Below are 20676 nucleotides of genomic sequence, written 5' to 3'. Positions count from 1 at the left end.
GCCTTAAACCTGGGCCGGCTGTCCGATGGTGACGCCGGTGCGGCGGATCTGTTCGCGCAGATTGCCGGGCTGGACCTTGCCGTCCGCACCGATCTGCACCGGCGCGATATAGGGACCGATCGCGCCGACGTCATCGGCGACGGACTCAGCAAGCAACGCCTTCGCCTCGTCGGAGTTGCGCACGATCGCGGCTTCCGACAGGTCCGCGGACCAGCCCTTGACGGCGGTGCGATAGACCACGATGCCGTCCCAGGTGCGGTTGGCGGTCACGACCGAGGGGCCGGCGATTTTGATCTTCTTCTGTTCAAGCGGGGAGGTCATTCGGCTGCATCCAGGAGGTCAGAGATGATTAGGTTGGGAGTTTGGCGGCGAAGCGAGCCGGCATGCCGGACCACCTCGCCGATGATGAGAATGGCAGGACCGCCATTGGTCCGCCGCACGAGCTCGGGCAGGTCGCGGAGCGTGCCGATCGCGCCTTGCGCATCGGGGCGCGTGACGCGGGCGAACACCCCGACCGGGGTTTCCGGCGAACGGCCGGCAGCGAAGAGGCCGGCGCGTATGGCGGGCGCGGCGGTCGTGCCCATGTAGACGACGACGGTCATCTTGGTGTCGGTCAGCGTCGACCAGTCCACGACTTCCGCATCGCGCGCCTTGTGCGCAGTGAGGAAGGTGATGCGGGTTGCTTCATGACGGTAGGTGAGCGGCACTTCGAAATCGGCGGCACCGCCGATACCTGCCGTGATACCGGGAATGATCGAATAGGCGATGCCGGCGGCACGCAAGGCTTCCATCTCTTCGCCGCCGCGGCCGAACACGAAGGGATCGCCGCCTTTCAGCCGCACCACGCGCTGGCCGGATTGCGCGGCCTCGATCATGCGCTTGTTGATGGCATCCTGGCCGATGCCGGGCTTGCCGACACGGCGGCCGACGGCAACGCGCGTGGTATCGCGGCGGATGCGGTCGAGAATTTCGGGCGAGACCAACTCGTCATGAAAGACGATATCGGCATCCTGCAGCGCGCGCAGCGCCTTGATGGTGAGGAGATCGGGATCGCCGGGCCCGGCGCCGACCAGCGCGACCGAGCCTTCCGGCTTGTCGGCGCGCGCGAAGGCGGAGGGATCAGCAATAGCCTTGAGCGCCGCATCCGCTTCGCTCTTGCGATCGGCGAGCACGGCAGCGCCGATCGGCCCGTCGATGACGCGCTCCCAGAAGCGGCGACGCAGCGGAAATTCGGCGATGCGCTCGTTGATGGATTTGCGGAAGCCGCCGATGAATTCGGCGAGCTCGCCGATGCGGGCCGGCAGCAGCGCCTCGATCTTCTCGCGCACGCGCCGCGCCACCACCGGCGAGGTGCCGCCGGTGCCGACCGCAACCACGACATCGCCGCGATCGACGATCGCCGGGAAGATGAAGCTGGAATGTTCGAGATCGTCCATCACGTTGACGGGCAGGCCCAACGCCTTGGCGCGAACCGACATCGCGACACCGACATCACCCGCACCCGCGCAGACGACAGCGATGACGCCGGAGAGATCGGCTGCCAGCGGATCATCAGATGCGAATTCAACGCGTGCGGCGTCCTCGGAGCTGAGGCTCAGATCATGATCGCCATCGATCGCATGCACGCGGATGCGCGCGCCGGCAGCAGCGAGCACGCGCAGCTTGGCGCGCAAAAGCTCACCCGCGCCGATGAGGACCACCGGACCGGTCTTGATATCGAGAAACACCGGCAAGAACCGCATGTGATACCCGCTTCCCCACAAACGGGGTTGACTGGAATTATTTTCTATATATGTCTCGTTTCGAGCGCGCAAAGAGAAAATTTTTTCTTCTCTTCCGCACTGCAACTATAGAATTTTCGCCTCCAAACGCAAAGTGGCAGAGATGCATCTTCTCAAGGACGATTCCGCTGCTGATCGACTGAGCAATCCGGCACTGGCTGAACGCGTGCGCGCGCAAGAATTTTCTGCCGAGCTTGCCCCAAGCATGGATCATCTCGACCAGCTCGAGGCGCAGAGCATCTACATCTTCCGCGAGGCCTTCGCACGGCTGAAGAAGATCGCCCTGCTGTGGTCGCTCGGCAAGGACTCCAACGTGATGATCTGGCTGGCGCGGAAAGCCTTCTTCGGCAAGATGCCGTTCCCGGCCCTTCATGTCGACACCGGCAAGAAGTTTTCGGAGATGTATCGCTTCCGCGATCATTACGGCAAAGAGTGGGACCTCGATTTGCGCGTCGAGCCCTGCCCGCCGATCGATGCCGTCGATCCGACATTGCCGCCGGCCGCGCGTTCCGCCGCGCGCAAGACCGAAGGTCTCAAGATGGCGCTCGCCAAGTATGGCTTTGACGGCCTGATCGCCGGCATTCGCCGCGATGAGGAGGCGACGCGCGCCAAGGAGCGCGTGTTCTCGCCGCGCGGACTGGAAGGCAATTGGGACGTGCGCGATCAGCCGCCGGAGTTCTGGGATCATTTCAATGCCTCGCCGCCGCAAGGCGCGCATTTGCGCATCCACCCGATCCTGCATTGGACCGAGGCCGACATCTGGGCCTACACCAAGCGCGAGAACATCCCGATCATTCCGCTGTACCTCGCCAAGGACGGCAAGCGCTATCGCTCGCTGGGCGATCAGGACATCACCAATCCGGTCGCTTCGACCGCCGTCAGCATCGACGAAATCCTGATCGAGCTCGAACAGACCAAAGTGCCGGAGCGCGCCGGGCGCGCGCTCGACCACGAGACCGAGGACGCTTTCGAGCGCCTGCGCGTCGCCGGCTATCTCTGACTCCCAAGGACGCGAGCGTCGCATGAACATGATCGTCACCACGGCTTCGCCGGCCACTCCGAATGGCACCACGCGTCCGCAAGTGCGCATCGTCATCGTCGGCCATGTCGACCACGGCAAGTCGACGCTGGTCGGCCGCCTCCTGCACGAGACCGGCAGCCTGCCCGACGGCAAGCTCGAAATGCTCAAGGCCGTCAGCGCACGGCGCGGCATGCCGTTCGAATGGTCGTTCCTGCTCGACGCACTCCAGACCGAGCGCGACCAGGGCATCACCATCGACACCACGCAGATCCGCTTCCGCACCAATTCGCGCGACATCGTGCTGATCGATGCACCCGGCCATGCGGAATTCCTGCGCAACATGATCACCGGCGCCTCGCAGGCCGACGGCGCGGTGCTGATCATCGACGCGCTCGAAGGCGTGCGCGACCAGACGAGGCGGCACGGCTATCTGCTGCATCTCTTGGGCGTGAAGCAGGTTGCGGTCGTCGTCAACAAGATGGACCGCGTCGATTTCTCCGCTGAGCGCTTCAAGGACATCAGCGACGAGATCTCGGCGCATCTCAACGGCCTCGGCGTGAGGCCCACGGCCGTGATCCCGATTTCCGCGCGCGACGGCGACGGCGTCGCGCAGCGCACCGACCGGATCGGCTGGTACAAGGGCCCGACGGTGGTCGAAGCGCTCGACGCCCTCGAGCCGGCGCGGCCGCTGGAGACGCTGGCGCTGCGGCTGCCGGTGCAGGCGATCTACAAGTTCGACGACCGCCGCATCGTCGCGGGCCGCATCGAATCCGGCAGCCTGATTGCGGGCGACGAGATCGTGATCATGCCGGCCGGCAAGATCGCCAAGATCAAGACGGTCGAGAGCTGGCCGGTGACACCGGTCGCGGGCCGGCAGGGCGCCGGCCGCTCGGTCGGCATCACGCTCGACCGCGAATTGTTCATCGAGCGCGGCGACATCATCGCGCATGCCGGCACCGCACCGCGCGAGACGCGCCGTCTGCGCGCGCGCATCTTCTGGCTGCACGACAAGCCGCTCGCCAAGGGCGATCAGCTCCTGGTCCGCTGCGGGCCGAAGGAAAGCCGCGCCACCGTGGTGGCGATCGAGAAGGCGGTCGATCCCGGCGAGCTCGAAAGCAGCGAGAACAAGGCGATCGGCCGCAACCATGTCGGCGAGATCGACATTTCGCTTTCGAATCCGATCGCAACGGATCCCTACACCGAGAACCCGCGCACCGGACGTCTCGTGATCGAGGTGTCCGGGCGCATCGCCGGCGGCGGCCTCGTGCTGTCGGTTGATGCCGGTCAGCGCGCCGTGCCGGTCGACATCGTGCCGGTGGAATCGGCGCTGCGCTCTGACGAGCGCTCCGCGCGCTACCGCCACAACGGTGCCGTGGTCTGGCTCACGGGTCTGCCCGCCTCCGGCAAGTCGACCTTGGCCAAGGCGCTGGAGCGACGGCTGTTCACCAATGGCGGCTCGCCGATCCTGCTCGACGGCGACACGCTGCGCGCCGGGCTCAACAGCGATCTCGGCTTCACCGCCAGTGATCGCAGCGAGAACATCCGCCGCCTTGCGGAAGTCGCGACGCACCTCGCCCGCAACGGCCACATCGCCATCGTCGCCGCGGTCTCGCCGGCGCGCGAGGACCGCGCCACTGCGCGCCGGATCGCCGACACTGCGTTCCGCGAAATCCATGTCGCGACGCCTGCGGGCGTGTGCGAGGAGCGCGACCCCAAGGGCCACTACAAGAAGGCCCGCGCCGGCGCACTCACCTCGTTCACCGGCATCGGCAACGACTACGAGGCGCCGCAGGCGGCCGAGCTCGTGATCGATACGTCGGCACGGACCGTCGCCGATGCCGCCGACGAGATCGAGCGCATGCTGAAGACCACCGGCGTGCTGTTCGACGAAGTCGTGGACCTCGCCGCGAATATTTGAGTCGCCGACCATCGCGCCACATCATCGGTGTCGTCCCGGCCTAGCGCGCAATTGCGCGCGGGGGCCGGAACCCATACCGCGTGATCTTTCGGTGGGATGAGGTGCGAGTCCCGAACTGACGAATCTTCGCCAAATTTCTCGCTGTGGTTATGGGTCCCGGCCCCCGCGCGCAATTGCGCGCTAGGCCGGGACGACGCCGGGGAGAGATCGCGCCCATTGCTTGGCATTTGACGTCTAGGTGCGGCCCCCGCCCGCCCGCCGGCCTATCTTGACATTTTGACAACCCCCTAGGGGTCTTCTCACGGCCTTGATTTTGGGGCGAACAGGCCCCCGAAAGCCGCCTCCTATGGGCGCATTTTGCTGCTGTCGGGTCAAAAGCAGCCAAAAACAGCCATTTCCAACAAGAAAGCCCATCATGAAACGCGTCGATGCCCACGGATTGAAGATCGCTCCCGTCCTGTTCGATTTCATCGCCAAGGAAGCGGCCCCGAAAACAGGGATCGCGCCGGATGCGTTCTGGGCCGGGCTTGCCGGCATCATCAAGGAGCTGGGCCGAAGAACCGGTCGTTGCTCGCATTCCGCGACACGCTGCAGGCCAAGATCGACGATTGGCACCGCGCCAACAAGGGCAAGGCGTTCGACCTCAACGCCTATACCGCCTTCCTGAAGGAGATCGGCTATCTCGTCCCGGAGCCGGCGACGCAGAAGGTCGAGACGGCCAATGTCGACGAGGAGATCGGCAAGATCTGCGGCCCGCAGCTCGTCGTGCCGCTCACCAATGCGCGCTATGCGCTGAATGCGGCGAATGCGCGCTGGGGCTCGCTCTACGACGCCTTCTACGGCACCGACGCCATTCCGCATGATCCTTCCGAGAGCGGCAAGGGCTACAACAAGGCGCGCGGCGACAAGGTGATCGCCAAGGCCAAGGCATTCCTCGATACCGCCGTGCCGCTGGCGACCGGCAGCCACACCGACGTCACCGCCTATAGCGTCGTCGCGGGCCAGCTCGCGGTGAAGCTGAAGAGCGGCAATGCCACCGCGCTGAAGAACGCGGCGCAGTTCGCGGGCTTCCAGGGCGATGCGGCCGCTCCGTCCGCCGTGCTGCTCGTCAACAACGGCCTACATGTCGAGGTCAAGATCGACCGCAGCAGCGCGATCGGGAAGGACGATCCGGCCGGCGTCGCCGACATGATCATGGAGGCCGCGGTCTCCACCATCCTCGACATGGAGGACTCCGTCGCCGCAGTCGATGCCGAGGACAAGGTGCTGGTCTACCGCAACACGCTCGGCCTGATGAACGGCACGCTGTCGGCCGATTTCGAGAAGGGCGGCAAGACGCTGACGCGCTCGCTGAACGCCGACCGCAGCTACAAGACGCCGGATGGCAAAAGCGAGCTCAAGCTGCACGGCCGCAGCCTGCTCCTGATGCGCAATTGCGGTCACCACATGTTCACCGACGCGGTGCTGGACGAGAAGGGCGAGGAGATTCCCGAGGGCCTGTTAGACGCCGCCGTGTCGGGCCTGCTCGCCATTCACGACCTCAAGGGCAATTCCAAGGTCAAGAATAGCCGCACGGGATCTGCCTATATCGTCAAGCCGAAGATGCACGGCCCCGACGAGGTGTCGCTGACCTGCGAGATCTTCGACCGCGTGGAGAAGTTGCTGGGCTTGCCCGAGAACACGCTCAAGGTCGGTATCATGGACGAGGAGCGGCGCACCACCGTCAACCTCAAGGCCTGCATCCAGCGCGCCTCCAAGCGCATCATGTTCATCAACACCGGCTTCCTCGACCGCACCGGCGACGAGATCCACACCTCGATGGAAGCGGGCCCGATGATCCGCAAGAACGAGATGAAGGCGCAGGCCTGGATCAAGGCCTATGAGGACTGGAACGTCGACATGGGCCTGATCGACGGCCTTCCCGGGCACGCCCAGATCGGCAAGGGCATGTGGGCCGCGCCTGACAAGATGGCGGACATGCTGGCGCAGAAGCTTAGCCATCCGCAGGCCGGCGCCACCACCGCCTGGGTGCCCTCGCCGACCGCCGCGACGCTGCACGCGCTGCACTACCACCAGGTCAACGTCATCGCGCGCCAAGAGGAACTGACCAAGGGCGGACCGCGCGCAAAGCTCTCGGACATCCTCACCATCCCGGTGTCGAAGTCGAACTGGGCGCCTGACGACGTCAGGCAGGAGATCGACAACAACTGCCAGGGCATCCTCGGCTATGTCGTGCGCTGGATCGATCAGGGCGTTGGCTGCTCGAAGGTGCCCGACATCCACGATGTCGGCCTGATGGAAGACCGCGCTACTTTACGCATCTCCAGCCAGCATCTCGCCAACTGGCTGCACCAGGGCGTCATCACCGAAGCGCAGGTGATGGAGTCCCTGAAGCGCATGGCCGCCGTCGTCGACAAGCAGAACGCGGGCGATCCAATCTACAAGCCGATGGCGCCCGCCTTCGACGGCGTCGCCTTCAAGGCGGCCTGCGACCTCATCTTCAAGGGCCGCGAGCAGCCGAACGGCTACACCGAGTACATCCTCACCGCCCGCCGCCGCGAGGCGAAGGCAGCGGGTTAAATAGCCTCAGTTCGAACGGCGAAACGTCGCGGCGCGCAGCGGAACGGCTGCGCGCCGCTTGCGTTGTAGGCCATCAACGCGATGGAGATGGTCATGGACTGGAATCGCATCGAAGGAAACTGGAAGCAGTTCAAGGGCTCGGCCAAGGAGAAATGGGGCAAGCTCACTGACGACGACCTCCGATTGATCGAGGGGCGTCGCGAGCAGCTCGAGGGCCGACTCCAGGAACGTTACGGCAAGGCCAAGGACCAGGTTCGTCAGGACGTTCGACGACTGGCTCAAGTCGCTGCATTGAGGCAACACGAAACAAGCCCCGGCCCAGGCCGGGGCTTGTTTGTTGGAATGGCCGTAGATCCGCTAAAACACCGCAAGATATTTCAGGAGCGACACGATGCCGATGATGATGACGATCACGCGCGCGATCTGCTTGGCGCGGCCGTCCATCGGCAACATGTTGATGAGATAAAGTACGAGAATAACGACGAGAAAGGTGACGAGTACGCCGACCAGCATCGCTAGGACCCCCCTTCAGGCAAATTGCTGCCTTGTCCCTAACGCCCGTAAGGCGCGCGGGTTCCGCCCCTGCAACCCCTTGCAATTTCTCGTATTTGCTCGAAGCAGCAAAGACCTCCGTAATTTTACGGCAGCATCACTGTCTAAGTTTTTACCCTTTTGAGGCCAAATGCGCTTCAGGCGCGTGCCACCGGCCGGCGCCTTTGCTGCGCGCATCCCTTTGGTCGTTCGAAGTTCGTAGGGGGCTGCCGTTGGGGGCCACGAACTTCGAAACGCGTACCGGGGGATCCGATGCTCAACCGCCTGACCGTATCCACGTTGCTGAAAGCGGTGATCCTGTCCACCGCACTCGTCGTCGTGATCGGCTTCTCGATCAGCGCATGGAATTCGTGGATCCGGCTTCAGCAGGCCAACCGGATCGTCGCGGTAGCAGCGGCCTCCGCCGATGTGTTCAAGGCGATGGCGAACCTCCGCTCCGACCGCTCGACCAGCAGTCGTCAGCTGACCTCCGACATCCAGATGGACAAGGAAATCGAGACATACATCCGCGGCATCCGCGGCGAGCTGATGCCCGCCCTGGCACGTGCGATCGAGATTTTACCCTTGATCGACTTGCCTCAGGGTAGGACGGTGGTTGCCGATCTCGACCGGCTGAACAAGGCGCTGCTGGCGCAGCAGGCTGAGTTCTGGACTGAGGTCGCCAAGCCCAGGGCATCGCGTCGCGCGGCGCTTGTCAAAGAGTATCTCGAGAGCGAGGACGGGCTGATGGCCATCCTCGAAAAGCTGTCGCCCGTGCTGGCCGCGAGCGTCAATCATCAGGACGCAATGATCGATCAACTGCTGATGATCAAGCAGATGGCCTGGCTGTTGCGCGTCAACGCGGGTGAATCCTCGCTGATCGTCGGCAACGCGCTCAACAGCGGCAAGATCTCGCCCGAGGTCCAGCTCGCTTTCACCAAATGGATCGGCGGCACCGAGACGGCCTGGAGCGCGACCGAGCTCGCCGCATCGGGCATGCAATTGCCGCCGGCGCTGGCTGCGGCCGTGGCGGAAACCAAATCGTTCTATTTCGACCCGCAATATCTCACCACGCGCGACGGCATCATCGCCGCAATCGCCAAGGGCGAGAAGGCGTCGATGACTGCCAATCAGTGGAGCCCCTACTCGGTCGGCCGGATGGCGAGCGCGATCAAGCTCGCCGATACCGCGCTTGGCGTCGCCAGGGACCATTCCACCAGCCAGCGCGCGCAGGCGCTGCAATCGCTGCTGACCCAGCTTGTGCTGCTGATTGCCGCGATTTTGTTCACGGGCGCGGCCATGCTGGCGGTCAGCCGCCGCGTGATCACGCCGCTGCACAGGATCCGCGACGCCATGCTCAAAGTCGCTGGCGGCGACCTCACCGTCGATCCCGGCTATCTCGACCGCCAGGACGAGATCGGCTCGCTTGCCGGCGCGCTCGAAACCTTCAAGCAGCAGGCGATCGACAAGCTCAAGATCGAGGCGCAGGAGCGCGAACGTAACGCCGGCGCCGCCGCACGTCAGCGTGCGATGGAGGCCTATGTCGGCGAGTTCGAGGGCGTGGTGCGCAAATCGCTGGGCGAGTTGAGCGAGGCGTCCGGCGAGATGCGCAAGACCTCGGGCGATCTGTCGGCGGTATCGCGCCAGACCAATGAACGCGTCGAGGTCGCCGGCAAGGCCTCGAACGATGCCTCTACGAGTGTGGAGAGCGTCGCGGCAGCGGCCGAGGAGCTCTCCGCTTCAATCAATGACATCAGCCAGCAGGCCGCGCATGCCGCAGGCATCGCCAGTCGCGCCGTCAACCAAGCGCGCGAAACCGACAGCACGGTGCAAGGGCTGGCGCAGTCGGCGGGGCGCATCGGCGAGGTGGTCGGGCTGATCAACACCATCGCGGCGCAGACCAATTTGCTCGCGCTCAATGCCACGATCGAGGCCGCCCGTGCCGGCGAAGCGGGGCGCGGATTTGCCGTGGTGGCATCGGAGGTGAAGTCACTGGCGAGCCAGACCGCGAAGGCGACCGATGAAATCTCCGAGCAGATCGCCGACATCCAGAAGGTCGCGGGCGACGCCATCAACGCGATCCAGGCCATCGGCGGCATCATCGGCGAAGTGAACGAGGTCGCCACCGCCATCGCTGCCGCCGTGCAGGAACAGGGTGCGGCGACCCAGGAGATCACCCGCAGCACGCAATATGCGGCGCAGGGCACCAAGAACGTCTCGGACAACATCACCGGCGTGAAGGCCGATGCCGACACCGCGGCCGGTGCCGCCGAAAACGTCAAGCAGGCCTCGGAGACGCTCGAGACGCAGAGCCGTCAGCTTGGTCAGCAGGTCAGCGATTTCCTGGGCAAGATCCGGGCGGCGTAGGGCACACGGGCGCCACACATTCGGTGTCGTCCTGGCGAAGGCCAGGACCCATAAGCACCGGCCTCTGAAATGGGCAGGCTGATGGTTATCAGCGTGCCGCCCGGGCTACATTAGGGGTAATGGGTCCTGGCTTTCGCCAGGACGACGTTGGGGGAGCGCTACGCCCTACTCCTTCGCCACCACCGGCACCTGACGGAATCTGGCGCGGACGGATTCCGGCAGCGGCGAGAAATTCATCGCGACGCCGCGGCGGTCGTTGGCGTTGCGGGTGGCGACCACCAGGCCGCCCGCGCCGGCGACGATGTCACCCTTGCGCAAGGTGGGGTCGTCCTCGACCTTGACCTGGGCGAGCCCGACCGGATCCTTGCCGTTGCAGGTGCAGCCCGCGACGATCTCGTTGCGATAGCGGAACGCGTTCGGCAGATCGGAATAGGACTTTCCGTTCTCCGTCGTGGCATCGTCGATATTGCTGCCATAGACCAGCGAGGTTTCGGACGCCGGGCAGAAGCTCTTGCAGGACTGCGCCTTGCTTTCGGCATCCGTTCCTTGCGCCGGAAAATAGCGGCCGTCGCATCCGCGCACGCAATAGGCGGCGCCGCCACCATAGGCGGCTCGCTGGCGCGGCATGTCGTAGCGCGGCATGTCATCGTTCGGGAACGGCATCCGGATCTGGGGAGGCCGCACGCCGAACGCGCCGAACAGCGCCGAGAAAAAGTCCTCCGCATACGCCGAGGGCGTCAGCGCAAGGCCGAGAGAGATGATGGTGAACACGGCCGCCGCACCGCCAGCTATCGAACGTCTCTTCATGTAGCCTCACTCAACTCTCAGTTCACCGACGACGCCGAGATGTTCAGCGCCTGGTGGCCCGAGGGCAGCGTCGTCATGGCCGGGTGCTTGCGCACGGAATCGCCTGCCTTGTCGCTTCCCTTGGCCATCAGCGGCGCGTTCTTTGGCAGCACCACGACCTTCGTCCCGACATTGACGCGGCCGAACAGGTCGATGACGTCCTCATTGGTCAAGCGGATGCAGCCGGACGAGACGAACTTGCCGATGGTGCTGGGATCGTTGGTGCCGTGGATGCGGTATTCGCTCGAGCCGAGATACATCGCACGGGCACCGAGCGGGTTACCCGGACCGCCCGCCACGAAGCGCGGCAGATAGGGTTGGCGCGCGATCATTTTGGCCGGCGGATGCCAGTCCGGCCACTCGGCCTTGCGGCTGATGCTCTGAACGCCCGCCCAGGTGAAGCCCTCGCGGCCGACACCAACGCCATAGCGGATCGCGCGTCCCTGGCCGAGCACGTAGTAGAGATAGGTGTTGTTGGTATCGATGACGATGGTGCCGGCCGGCTCGCTCCTGTCGAAGCTGACGATCTGCCTGCGCAGCCGATCGGGCAGCCGGGCGTCCTCGTCTGCGGCTTGCGGTGCCTCGCTTCCATAAGCCTGTGAATAGCCCTGGTCCTGTGGATACGACTGCGACTGCATCGGCACGAAGCCGAGGGTTTGCGCACGCGCGCCGCCAAAGGGCATGATGAGCAGTGCGCTTGCGAAGGCAAACGCAGTGACGGCGCGCGGTGAGAAGCGGCGGACGAGAGAGAACCTTGTCATGAGCTGCCCCGTTGGATGTGTGCATCTGGGTGATGCTGTCGCCAACAAACGCGACCGGGCCGACTCAGGTTCCGCCGAACTCTGCGGCAGCGACGTCACAGTCAAGCGAGCGCGTCTTCACGAAGCCGCGACGGAACCCTTGCTCAGCCAGCACGTTGTCGGATCGTCGATGGGCGCGCGGATCGCGAGTTGCGCGTGCGGGAGAGATATTGTGCGCGTCCTTCCCAGCGAACGTCTGATTCCCGGCAACAGCGAAGGTGAACCGCTTCCCGACAGCCATAGTGAGCTGCCACCGGTCATCCGCCGCACCGAGTTCGTCGCTTTCGCACTCGCAGGCCTCCTGCTGATTGCAGTCGTCACCGTGCTCTATGTCGGAAAAGCGTTCTTCCTGCCCGTGGTGATGGCCTTCGTCATCGGCACCATGCTGTCGCCGGCGGCGAGCTTCCTCGAGCGATGCAAGGTGCCCCGCGCGCTCGGTGCCGTCCTGATCGTGATCGCCGGGACGGCAGTAGTCGCGTTCGCGGTCGCGCTGATAGCCTCGCCTGTGATGGAATGGAGCACGCACCTGCCGGAGCTCGGCGCGCAACTGAAGGACAAGCTGCACGTGTTCGACCGGCCACTGGCGCTGTGGCGCGAGCTGCAAGCCATGGTCGGCGGCTCGGAGGAATTCCCCAGCTTCCAGTTGCCGAAGATCGAGTGGGTGCAGCCGACGCTGGAATTCTTGTCGCCGACCTTTACTGAATTTCTGCTGTTCTTCGTCACCCTCATTCTGTTCATCGCAAGCTGGCGCGACCTGCGGCGGGCGATGATCATGAACTTCAGCAATCACGACGCGCGGCTGCGCACACTGGCGTATTCTCAACGAGATCGAGGTCCATCTCGGCAGTTACCTCCTGACCGTCACCATCATCAATGTCGGTGTCGGTGTCGCCACCGGCCTCATCTGCGCGCTCACTGGCATGCCCAATCCGGCCGGCCTGGGCGCACTTGCGGCAACGCTCAACTTCATTCCGATCATCGGGCCGATCGCGATGTTCGCCGTACTGGTCATGGTGGGGCTGGTCGCCTTCCCGACCATCAGCGGCGCGCTGATGGCGGCGCTCGCCTTCGGCGGCCTCACCTTCCTGGAAGGGCACTTCATCACCCCGACCATCATCGGCCGGCGGCTGGCGCTGAATGCGCTTGCGGTCCTGCTCGCGCTGGCATTCTGGACCTGGATGTGGGGCCCGATGGGCGCGTTCCTGTCGTCGCCGCTCCTGATCGTCGGCCTGATCCTCAAGGAGCATCTGTTGCCGGCGGATTCGCCGCAGTTGCCGCAGGCCTGAGCGGTTTCCGTGAACGGAACTTCCCCGACCACGAAACGTTCTCCGGCTATCTCAGCCGTCAACAGTTTGGAGCTCCCGATGTCCACGACCAATGCCGAAGCCGGGATGAAGGACTGGACCGACAAAGCCACCAGGGAACGCCTCGAGAAGGATGTAGCAGCCGTGAAAAGCGATATCGCCGCCCTCACCGAACAGATCACCGACGCGCTCAATACCTTCGCCAATTCCACCAGCAGGCAGGCTCGCCGCGGCTATCGCCAGGCGCGCGAGAACATGGATTCCGCGATGGACGACATGTCCGACCGCGGCAGCGCGATGATGGAGGCTGCGCAAGACGCCTACGGTTCGATCGAGGAGACGCTGGAAGAGGCCATCACGCAGCGGCCGCTCGCGACCGTCGGGCTCGCCCTCGGCATCGGCTTCCTGATCGGCGCCGCCTGGCGGCGGTAGGTTTGCGGAACGGATCTCGAGACGGCGGCGCTGCCGCGCCCGATGCCGGCGTGTGGCGGTTCGGCTTGTTGAGGAGCAAGGCCATGTTTCAGCGCATCATCGACGGGATCAGTGCATCCACCGGCACCACTGTGCGACTGACCTCGCTGGCCGCAGGCACGGCATTCGCGCTCTTCATCACCACGTGCTTCCTCTGCGCCGCGGCGTTCATTTCGGTCCTGGAGAAATATGGTCCGGTTCAGGCCTGCCTCGCCGGCGCCGGCATCTTCTTCCTGCTGACGCTCACCGCTGCCGGCACCTATTGGGGCTACAAGCGCGAGGTGCAGAAGCGCGCCCAGATCGCGGCCGAGCGCGCCGCGAAGTCGATGGCACAGAGCATGCTTACGGACCCCATGCTGCTCGCTACGGGACTTCAGATCGTGCGGGCCATCGGCGTCAGGCGGCTGTTGCCGATCCTCGCGATCGGTGGGGTCGCACTCGGAATCATGGCGAGCCGGGCTGGCGTAGCAGACGAGACGTCGGCCGAACCTGCAGAATAATGGTCAGAGCGGGTTAGAAAATTTCGTCGTAAGTGCTCCGAATCCATCGATCGCAAATCGGTCCGGGCGGTCCCGCGTAATTTTGCGCCATCCGGCACGAATGCCCCCGCCATCACGCAAACGCTACTCGGATGGGCAGGCGGTTGCCGCTAAAAGCGTCGCCCCTGATTCCAAAAGTTTTTTCGTGATGAAACCGTCCGTCAAGGCGAACCTCGCCGCATTTCAACCCGACGCCAGACTGTATTTGACACTCGGCATCGCCAACTGGTCGGTTTTCGTCGATCACATCCCGAACAACGTCGTCAACCTGCTGACGCTGCGAAACTTCGGCTTCAGCGGCGCCGCGGATTTGTTCGTGTTCGTGGCCGGTTATGGCGTCGCCATCATCCACGGCCGGATGGCGCTGGAGCGCGGCTACGTCGTCGCGGCGACGCGCATCTTTCGACGCGTCTGGCGGCTCTACGCCGCCTACGTCGTCCTGTTCGTCATCTATATCGACGCCATCGCCTATGTCGCCTCGCAATCGATGGCACCGGAAATCATCCACGAATACAACATCTCTGGGATTCTCGAGCATCCGCTGCGCATCCTGATCCGCGGTCTCGTGCTCCAGGAGGAGCCGCTGAACCTCGACCTGCTGCAATTGATGGTCCCGCTGATGGCCTTCTTTCCGCTTGTGCTGTGGGGCCTGTTGCGGCGGCCGAACGTGACGCTGGCGGCATCGGTCGCGCTGTACCTTGCCGCACGCTGGTTCGACTGGAATTTCCGGGTCTATCCGGACCAGGAGTGGACCTTCAATCCGCTCTGCTGGCAGATGCTGATGGTGCTGGGCGGCTGGTTCGCCGTGACGGGCGCGCCCGGGCGGGCGCTGCGCGGCATGTCCTGGCTGCGGATCCTCGCCGGGACCTATCTCATCTTCGCGATGGCCGTCACCCTGATGCGCCATTCACCGGCGCTCTCCGCTTATCTGCCGGACGTCCTCCTCAACGGCATCGCGCCGACCGACAAGGAAAACCTCGCGCCTTATCGCGTGCTTCACTTCCTCGCGCTCGCCTTCCTCGCGACCCATCTCATTCCGGCCGATCATCCCGGCCTGCAATTGAAGCCGCTACAGGCGGTCATCAGATGCGGCGAGGAATGGCTCGCTGTGTTCTGCGTCGGCGTATTCCTGTCCTTTGCAGGTCATCTCATCCTGATCACCGGGCCCAATATGATGGTGATGCAGGTCGTGGTGAGCCTCGCCGGCTTCGCCGCGATGACCGCGGTCGCCTATTACATCGCCTGGTCGAAGTGGCAGGACCTGCCCGCCGCCTTGCGGCAGCAGGCCTAGCCGGTGCGCATCCGATTCCCCTAAAGCGCGTGAGATCAGGATGAATCGTCATCGCACTTTGGATTATTGTTTGAGCATGATCTTTTCGGAAAACCGCTACACACTTTTCCGGATCATGCTCTAGGCCGGCGGCCGCGGCTGCGCTATGCGGAGCAGAAGCGGGTTGCGAGGAGACCGGACGTGGTGACGGCGAATAGCGAGGGTGATGGGGACGACGGCGCGCCCCGGCGCGGCCGGCCGCGTTCGATCGAGACCACCAACGCCATTCTCGAAAGCGCCTATGCGCTGATGGCCACCACCGGCCTTGCCGCCACCACCATCGACGCGGTCGCGCGGCACTCCAGCGTCTCCAAGATGACGATCTACAAATGGTGGCCGTCCCGCGAGGCGCTTCTGATCGACGCCTTTCTCCACCACGCCGCGCAGATGCTGCCGCTGCCGCCGGTGAGCTCCGGAACGCCCGCGGCGCGTGCACGCCGCCATGCCGCGGCCTATGCCGAGGCGCTCCGGGGCGAGTTCGGCAAGGTGCAGCTCGCCGTGATCTCCGAATGCATTTCGAAGACCGGCTCCGCCGAGCTGTTCTACGCCCGCTATCTGCAGTTCCGCCGCGACGCGCTGGTCGAGATGATCGCGGCGGGCCAGAAGGACGGCAGCATCCTGGCCGCGGGACTGCCCGAGGATCTCTACGACGCGATCTATGGCGGCCTGTTCTACCGCTATGTCTTCGGCATCGCACCGATCACGCCGGCTTACGCGCGCAATCTGGTCGATTTGGTGCTGCGGCCGAAGGGCTGACCTCGCATCACCGCACAGGCCTGACCGGGGCCGAAATCTTGTCGGTCCGATCGCGCTCGGTCATGTCGACCACCGTCTCCATCGGCGCGATCAGCTCGTAGACATAGGAGACGTCGGTGAAGTAGCGCTTGGCGGTGCCGCCGAGCGCCTCGGGCGCGACGCGGTCGAGCAGGATCAGGCCGAAATCGGAATCGGGGCGGCGCGTCGCCTCGCTGGTGTTGAACTCCTCCCAGCGAAAACTGAAAATCTCGTCGGGCTCCTCGCCCGTCACCGTCCAATTGGCGGTGATGTGCGGATGCTTGCCGACCAGCGACAGGCCTTCGTCGGAATGCGAGGCGAGCTCGAAGAACAGCAGCGACAGGCTCTGCGCCGCGCGCGCGCTGACCGCGATGTCGGGACCGGTGACGGCGATGCGATCGGCATGCGGGATGGCGCGCGCTTCGAACAGGCCCTTCAGCTTGACACCCTGCCACTGGCTCTCGCTGAGCAGCGAGACCACGTTCGACATGGCGTGGATGCGGCCGATCAGCAGCTCGCGCGCGACGTCGATGTCCGAGCCGTGGCGCAGCGTGCGTGTCACGATCGACTGGATCACCGCCAAGATGTTCTTGACCCGGTGGTTGAGCTCGTCGATGACAGCGGTGAGCCGGCGCTCGAAGCCGATCCGCACCTGGATTTCCCGGCTGAGGCGCAGATTGTTGTAGGCGACATAGCCGAACAGGCCGCACACCATCGCGGTGATGGCGAGGCCGATCGCCGCGACGATGATGGCGGTCTGCTCGGCACGACGCGCCGAATTGGTCTTCGCGTAATAGGCGAGCTGCCAGTCACGGCCACCGAAGCTCACCGTGCGCATGGCCGACGGCGCCAGTCCGTCCGCCGCCGTCATACGCGTGGAGACCACGCCCTGGTCGTTGGCAACGAGCTCGCCGCCGTCCCTGCGCGGATCCCTGAGCGCGACCGAGAACAACGACATGTCGTCATTGGTCAGCATCAGCGAAGCAAGCTCGTAGGAAAATGTGACGAACCCGGCCGGCTCCGTTGCACCTTCGGGAATGACGGGCGCGGCCACGATGACGCCGATCGGGCCGTTGCCGCGGAGCAGCGGAATCGGGTCTGAGGCGATCGACCGCTTCTCGACCCGGGCACGCGTCAGCATGGCGCTGCGAACCGGATCCTGATCGTAGCTGCGGCCAGGCAGCGCCTTGGTCTCGTTGCTGCGCGGCTCAAGGTCCATCAGCACGTCGATCGGCTGGGTGACATCGGCGGAATTGATCGGCTTGTCGTCAAACATGCGGATCCGCGGATTGGGGAAGCCGGCGCCGGCAATGGCAGCCTGCGCCGCCGTAAGCTCGTTCGGCTTCAGCCGGGCGATCCAGCCGGCCACCACGAAGTCGGTCTTGAAGGCGTAGATGGCCGAGCGCAGCGGCTCCAGCATGTTCGGCTTGATCACGGATGGCGCACGGAACAAGCCGGAGGCGACACGCGCGAGCAGCTCCCGCTCGGTGAGGCGGTCCTGGACCAGGCTTGCGTGAACGTCGATCGCACGCGCGAGCGCGATTCGGTCCAGCGCCAGCTCCTGATCGTGAACGCGATAGGCCGCAAGCCCGGAGAGCAGGGCTCCGAGCAGAGCGATGAAGCCAATGATGAAACCCAGCCGGACCACGCGACTACTCAGGCGAAAGCAGGAGGTCGGCAATAAACATGGAGCATATGAACGCCGCTCGAACGGCCATGTGCCGAAACAGGGTGAACCCCCAGTGGCGGAGATAATGGAGGAGGAGGCATCAGTACGCAACGTAGGTCGGCTGAAAAGCTTAATCCGTCCGGCCGATGGTCCGGCCGCACGGATTTGCCCCTTGGGGGCCAAGAGGTAGTTAATCGCCCTGTCCGAAATTTGTTCCGCGGTTGCGGCCCTGCCCGGGGTGTTAGGGCAAAAACGCCTGCGCTAAGTCGTCGCGTCCGTCGGGCCCCGCGGTTTTAAGCGTCCCGTTTTAAGCCACCCTTGGTCTCGATGAAGCCGACGATGCGATCGAGACCCTGGCTCTTCTTCAGGTTGGTCATGACGAAGGGGCGCTGGCCGCGCATGCGCTTGGCATCCGTCTCCATCTTTTCCAGGGAGGCTCCGACATGGGGTGCCAGGTCGATCTTGTTGATGACAAGAAGGTCTGACCGGGTGATGCCCGGGCCGCCCTTGGATGGGATCTTGTCGCCGGCGGCAACGTCGATGACGTAGATGGTGAGGTCGGCCAGCTCCGGGGAAAAAGTGGCAGCCAGATTGTCGCCGCCGGACTCGATCAGCACGAGATCGAGGTCCGGGAATTTCGCGCGCATGTCCGCCACCGCGGCGAGATTCATCGAGGCGTCCTCGCGAATTGCGGTGTGCGGGCAGCCGCCGGTCTCGACCCCCGCGATGCGGTCCGGCGTCAGCGAGCCCGAACGCACGAGGTATTCCGCATCCCATTTGGTGTAGATGTCGTTGGTGATCGCGGCGATGTCATAGCGCGCGCGCATGGTCTTGCAGAGCAGGTCCATCAGCGCGGTCTTGCCCGATCCGACCGGGCCGCCGACACCGACACGCAAGGGGCCGTGAGTTTTCGACATGTCGCTCGCTCTTCCTAACGTCGTCCCGGCGAAGGCCGGGACCCATAGCCACCGAACCCGGTTGATAGGACGGGCTGTGGCCGCATCCTTCCATCTCCACGAAGATTCGTGGTTATGGGTCCCGGCCTGCGCCGGGACGACGGCGGAGTGTGACGCAACGTGCTCACGACCGGAACAGCCGCGTATATTGTGTCTCGTGCCTTAGGCTGGCGAGATCGGCGCGGAAAGTCGCGCTGCCGAGATCGTCCAGTGTCGCATTCAGCGCACGATTGGCGGTCGCGGCGGCGGCGGCTTCCAGCCTCACCAGCACACGCTGGCTGTCGGTCTGGCCGAGCGGAATGAGACGGCTGGCCGCGGAAATCCAGTTCGAGACCAGCGCATGCAAGAAGGCGTGGAGTGTCGAAGCCAACGGCACGCCATGCATCGCGGCGACCACGCCGACCGCGACGGGATAGACCAGCGGCGTGCGGCATGCCGCAACCATGGCATCCAGGCCATCGGCATCCCACGCGGCGCGGGCGATGTCGATGAAGGCGCGGCCCTGCGAGGTCGTCTCCAGCTGTCGTTCGCGCGACGGCACGAAGGCGGCGGCGAGCTCGGCGATATCGTTCAAAGCGGTGGTCTCGCCCGCTTCCGCGGCGCGATAGGCATGGACCAGGAACGTCGCATCGCAAAAGCCCGAGCCGTCGCCGAGCATCGCGTCGAGCCAGTCGGCCAGCGTCGCGGTGTCGGTGATATCGCCGGCCTCGACCGCCCATTCGATGCCGCTGGAATAGGAGAACCCGCCGACAGGGAATGCCGGCGACAGCCAGGTCATCAACCGGTACAGCGCCGCCGCCTCGCGCCCGGCGAGGTCAGCGGGGCTGACCGGCTCATTTGTGGTCATGAGCATGCTTGTGGCCGTGGTGATGGTCGGAATGGTCGCAATGCTCGTCGTGGTGATGGTGATGATCGTGACCATGGTCATGCGCGGCATGGCCATGATGGTGGTGATCATGACCGTGATGATCATGGTGATCGTGATGGCCGTGATCGTGATGCGCGTGGTCGTCGTGCCCATGCGCGTGGCCGGCATCGGCATAGGCGCCGCCCTCGGGATCGAACGGCGCCTCGATCTCGATCACGCGGGCGCCGAGACCCTTCACCATGGCTTCGATGACGTGGTCGCGGCGGATGCGCAAGGCTTTGGCCATGATCTGCGTCGGCAGATGGCGGTTGCCGAGATGCCAGCCAACGCGGATGAGATGGTGCGGATCGCGACCGCGGATCTCCAGCAGCGGCTCGGGTGCCGCCACCACCTCGACCAGCCGGCCGTCCTCCAGCACCAGGGCATCGCCGCCGCGCAGCGCGACGGCATGCTCCAGGTCGAGCAGGAATTCGAGCCCCCGCGTCCCCGTCATTGCCATGCGACGGCGGTGCCGATCGTCGAAATCGAGCACGACCGTATCCACGGGTGCTTCCGTGAAGCGGTGCTGCCCCTTGACCTGCGTCGCCCGGATCATGCGTCTACTCCGTTACCGTGTCTCGACCTTCTCGGGCGTGATCACCTCGATCTTCGGCGGCGCCGTGAAGCATTTCACCGCGACGCGGCCGAACGTCTTCATGTGTTCCATGGCGCGGTGCGGCACCAGCGCCTCGGCATTCTCCCACTGCTCGACGAATACCATCTTGCTGGGATCGGTGACGCTCTCGTGCAAATCGTAGGCGATATTGCCGGGCTCCTTCCGCGTCTCCTTGATGCAGGCGGTTGCAGCTGCAATGAATTCGGCGCGCGTTTCGGGCTTGATGGTCAAGGTAGCAACGACATAGATCACGAGAAATCCTCCCG

17 protein-coding genes and 3 pseudogenes are annotated in these 20676 nt (G+C 64.6%); 10 read left to right on the top strand and 10 right to left on the bottom strand.

The window, feature by feature from the left end; genetic code table 11:
* Positions 1-3: 3 nt before the first annotated feature.
* Both ACSKB8_RS13735 and cysG read right to left on the bottom strand, forming a co-directional pair.
* Complete coding sequence (locus tag ACSKB8_RS13735; protein ID WP_438104641.1) at positions 4-321, bottom strand: DUF2849 domain-containing protein; 318 nt, start codon at positions 319-321, stop codon at positions 4-6.
* Positions 318-1742, bottom strand: a complete 1425-nt coding sequence (cysG, locus tag ACSKB8_RS13730) for a siroheme synthase CysG (protein WP_438104639.1) — start codon at positions 1740-1742, stop codon at positions 318-320. Before cysG ends, ACSKB8_RS13735 begins: the two co-directional genes overlap by 4 nt.
* Positions 1743-1986: 244 nt before the next feature.
* Between cysG and cysD the strand changes: the two genes are divergently transcribed.
* The 4 genes and pseudogenes from cysD to ACSKB8_RS13710 all read left to right on the top strand — a co-directional run bounded on the left by cysD (position 1987) and on the right by ACSKB8_RS13710 (position 7595).
* Positions 1987-2781, top strand: a complete 795-nt coding sequence (cysD, locus tag ACSKB8_RS13725) for a sulfate adenylyltransferase subunit CysD (protein ID WP_091882044.1) — start codon at positions 1987-1989, stop codon at positions 2779-2781.
* Between the two features lie 22 nt (positions 2782-2803).
* Positions 2804-4720: an adenylyl-sulfate kinase gene (cysC, locus tag ACSKB8_RS13720; protein ID WP_438104637.1), complete on the top strand. Its 1917-nt coding sequence runs from the start codon at positions 2804-2806 to the stop codon at positions 4718-4720.
* A gap of 415 nt (positions 4721-5135) precedes the next feature.
* A pseudogene (locus ACSKB8_RS13715) lies at positions 5136-7300 on the top strand (malate synthase G).
* 93 nt (positions 7301-7393) lie between these two features.
* Positions 7394-7595: pseudogene (locus ACSKB8_RS13710) on the top strand (CsbD family protein).
* Between the two features lie 62 nt (positions 7596-7657).
* Here ACSKB8_RS13710 and ACSKB8_RS13705 read toward each other — a convergent pair.
* Entirely contained in the window at positions 7658-7813 is a 156-nt protein-coding gene (locus tag ACSKB8_RS13705) for a Thivi_2564 family membrane protein (RefSeq protein WP_008546817.1), read from the bottom strand.
* A gap of 291 nt (positions 7814-8104) precedes the next feature.
* Between ACSKB8_RS13705 and ACSKB8_RS13700 the strand changes: the two genes are divergently transcribed.
* Positions 8105-10198 (top strand): methyl-accepting chemotaxis protein, encoded by a 2094-nt coding sequence (locus ACSKB8_RS13700; RefSeq protein WP_438104635.1) that lies wholly within the window; start codon positions 8105-8107, stop codon positions 10196-10198.
* A gap of 165 nt (positions 10199-10363) precedes the next feature.
* Here ACSKB8_RS13700 and ACSKB8_RS13695 read toward each other — a convergent pair whose 3' ends face one another.
* Both ACSKB8_RS13695 and ACSKB8_RS13690 read right to left on the bottom strand, forming a co-directional pair.
* Entirely contained in the window at positions 10364-11005 is a 642-nt protein-coding gene (locus tag ACSKB8_RS13695) for a DUF2865 domain-containing protein (RefSeq protein ID WP_438104633.1), read from the bottom strand.
* Between the two features lie 17 nt (positions 11006-11022).
* Positions 11023-11805, bottom strand: a complete 783-nt coding sequence (locus tag ACSKB8_RS13690) for a L,D-transpeptidase (protein WP_438104632.1) — start codon at positions 11803-11805, stop codon at positions 11023-11025.
* A gap of 211 nt (positions 11806-12016) precedes the next feature.
* Between ACSKB8_RS13690 and ACSKB8_RS13685 the strand changes: the two are divergent.
* From ACSKB8_RS13685 to ACSKB8_RS13665, 5 genes and pseudogenes are all read left to right on the top strand, one after another.
* Positions 12017-13130, top strand: a pseudogene (locus tag ACSKB8_RS13685) (AI-2E family transporter).
* Positions 13131-13208: 78 nt separating this feature from the next.
* The gene (locus tag ACSKB8_RS13680; protein ID WP_091882036.1) at positions 13209-13580 is read left to right on the top strand and encodes a DUF883 family protein; all 372 of its coding nucleotides are present in this window, start codon (positions 13209-13211) and stop codon (positions 13578-13580) included.
* Positions 13581-13663: 83 nt separating this feature from the next.
* Positions 13664-14119: a hypothetical protein gene (locus ACSKB8_RS13675; RefSeq protein ID WP_438104630.1), complete on the top strand. Its 456-nt coding sequence runs from the start codon at positions 13664-13666 to the stop codon at positions 14117-14119.
* Between the two features lie 187 nt (positions 14120-14306).
* Entirely contained in the window at positions 14307-15449 is a 1143-nt protein-coding gene (locus ACSKB8_RS13670) for an OpgC domain-containing protein (protein WP_438104629.1), read from the top strand.
* A gap of 180 nt (positions 15450-15629) precedes the next feature.
* Positions 15630-16244, top strand: coding sequence for a TetR/AcrR family transcriptional regulator (locus ACSKB8_RS13665; protein WP_438104627.1), 615 nt, complete (start codon positions 15630-15632; stop codon positions 16242-16244).
* Positions 16245-16251: 7 nt separating this feature from the next.
* Here ACSKB8_RS13665 and ACSKB8_RS13660 read toward each other — a convergent pair whose 3' ends face one another.
* The 5 genes from ACSKB8_RS13660 to ACSKB8_RS13640 all read right to left on the bottom strand — a co-directional run bounded on the left by ACSKB8_RS13660 (position 16252) and on the right by ACSKB8_RS13640 (position 20662).
* Positions 16252-17910, bottom strand: coding sequence for a CHASE domain-containing protein (locus tag ACSKB8_RS13660; RefSeq protein ID WP_438104626.1), 1659 nt, complete (start codon positions 17908-17910; stop codon positions 16252-16254).
* Between the two features lie 314 nt (positions 17911-18224).
* The gene (gene ureG, locus ACSKB8_RS13655; protein ID WP_091881274.1) at positions 18225-18848 is read right to left on the bottom strand and encodes an urease accessory protein UreG; all 624 of its coding nucleotides are present in this window, start codon (positions 18846-18848) and stop codon (positions 18225-18227) included.
* Between the two features lie 163 nt (positions 18849-19011).
* Entirely contained in the window at positions 19012-19740 is a 729-nt protein-coding gene (locus ACSKB8_RS13650) for an urease accessory protein UreF (RefSeq protein ID WP_438110522.1), read from the bottom strand.
* Positions 19721-20350: an urease accessory protein UreE gene (locus ACSKB8_RS13645; protein WP_438104624.1), complete on the bottom strand. Its 630-nt coding sequence runs from the start codon at positions 20348-20350 to the stop codon at positions 19721-19723. Before ACSKB8_RS13645 ends, ACSKB8_RS13650 begins: the two co-directional genes overlap by 20 nt.
* Before the next feature lie 12 nt (positions 20351-20362).
* Positions 20363-20662 carry a putative quinol monooxygenase gene (locus ACSKB8_RS13640; protein WP_027553941.1) on the bottom strand — a complete coding sequence of 100 codons (300 nt, stop codon included), beginning with the start codon at positions 20660-20662 and terminating at the stop codon, positions 20363-20365.
* Between the last annotated feature and the right edge of the window lie 14 nt (positions 20663-20676).

Origin of the sequence: Bradyrhizobium sp. BR 1432 (assembly GCF_051547705.1) — a bacterium.
In the GTDB taxonomy this organism is placed as follows: Bacteria; Pseudomonadota; Alphaproteobacteria; order Rhizobiales; family Xanthobacteraceae; genus Bradyrhizobium; species Bradyrhizobium zhanjiangense.
Note: the sequence above shows the minus strand (reverse complement) of the source record. Positions and strands in the feature narration are given on the sequence as shown.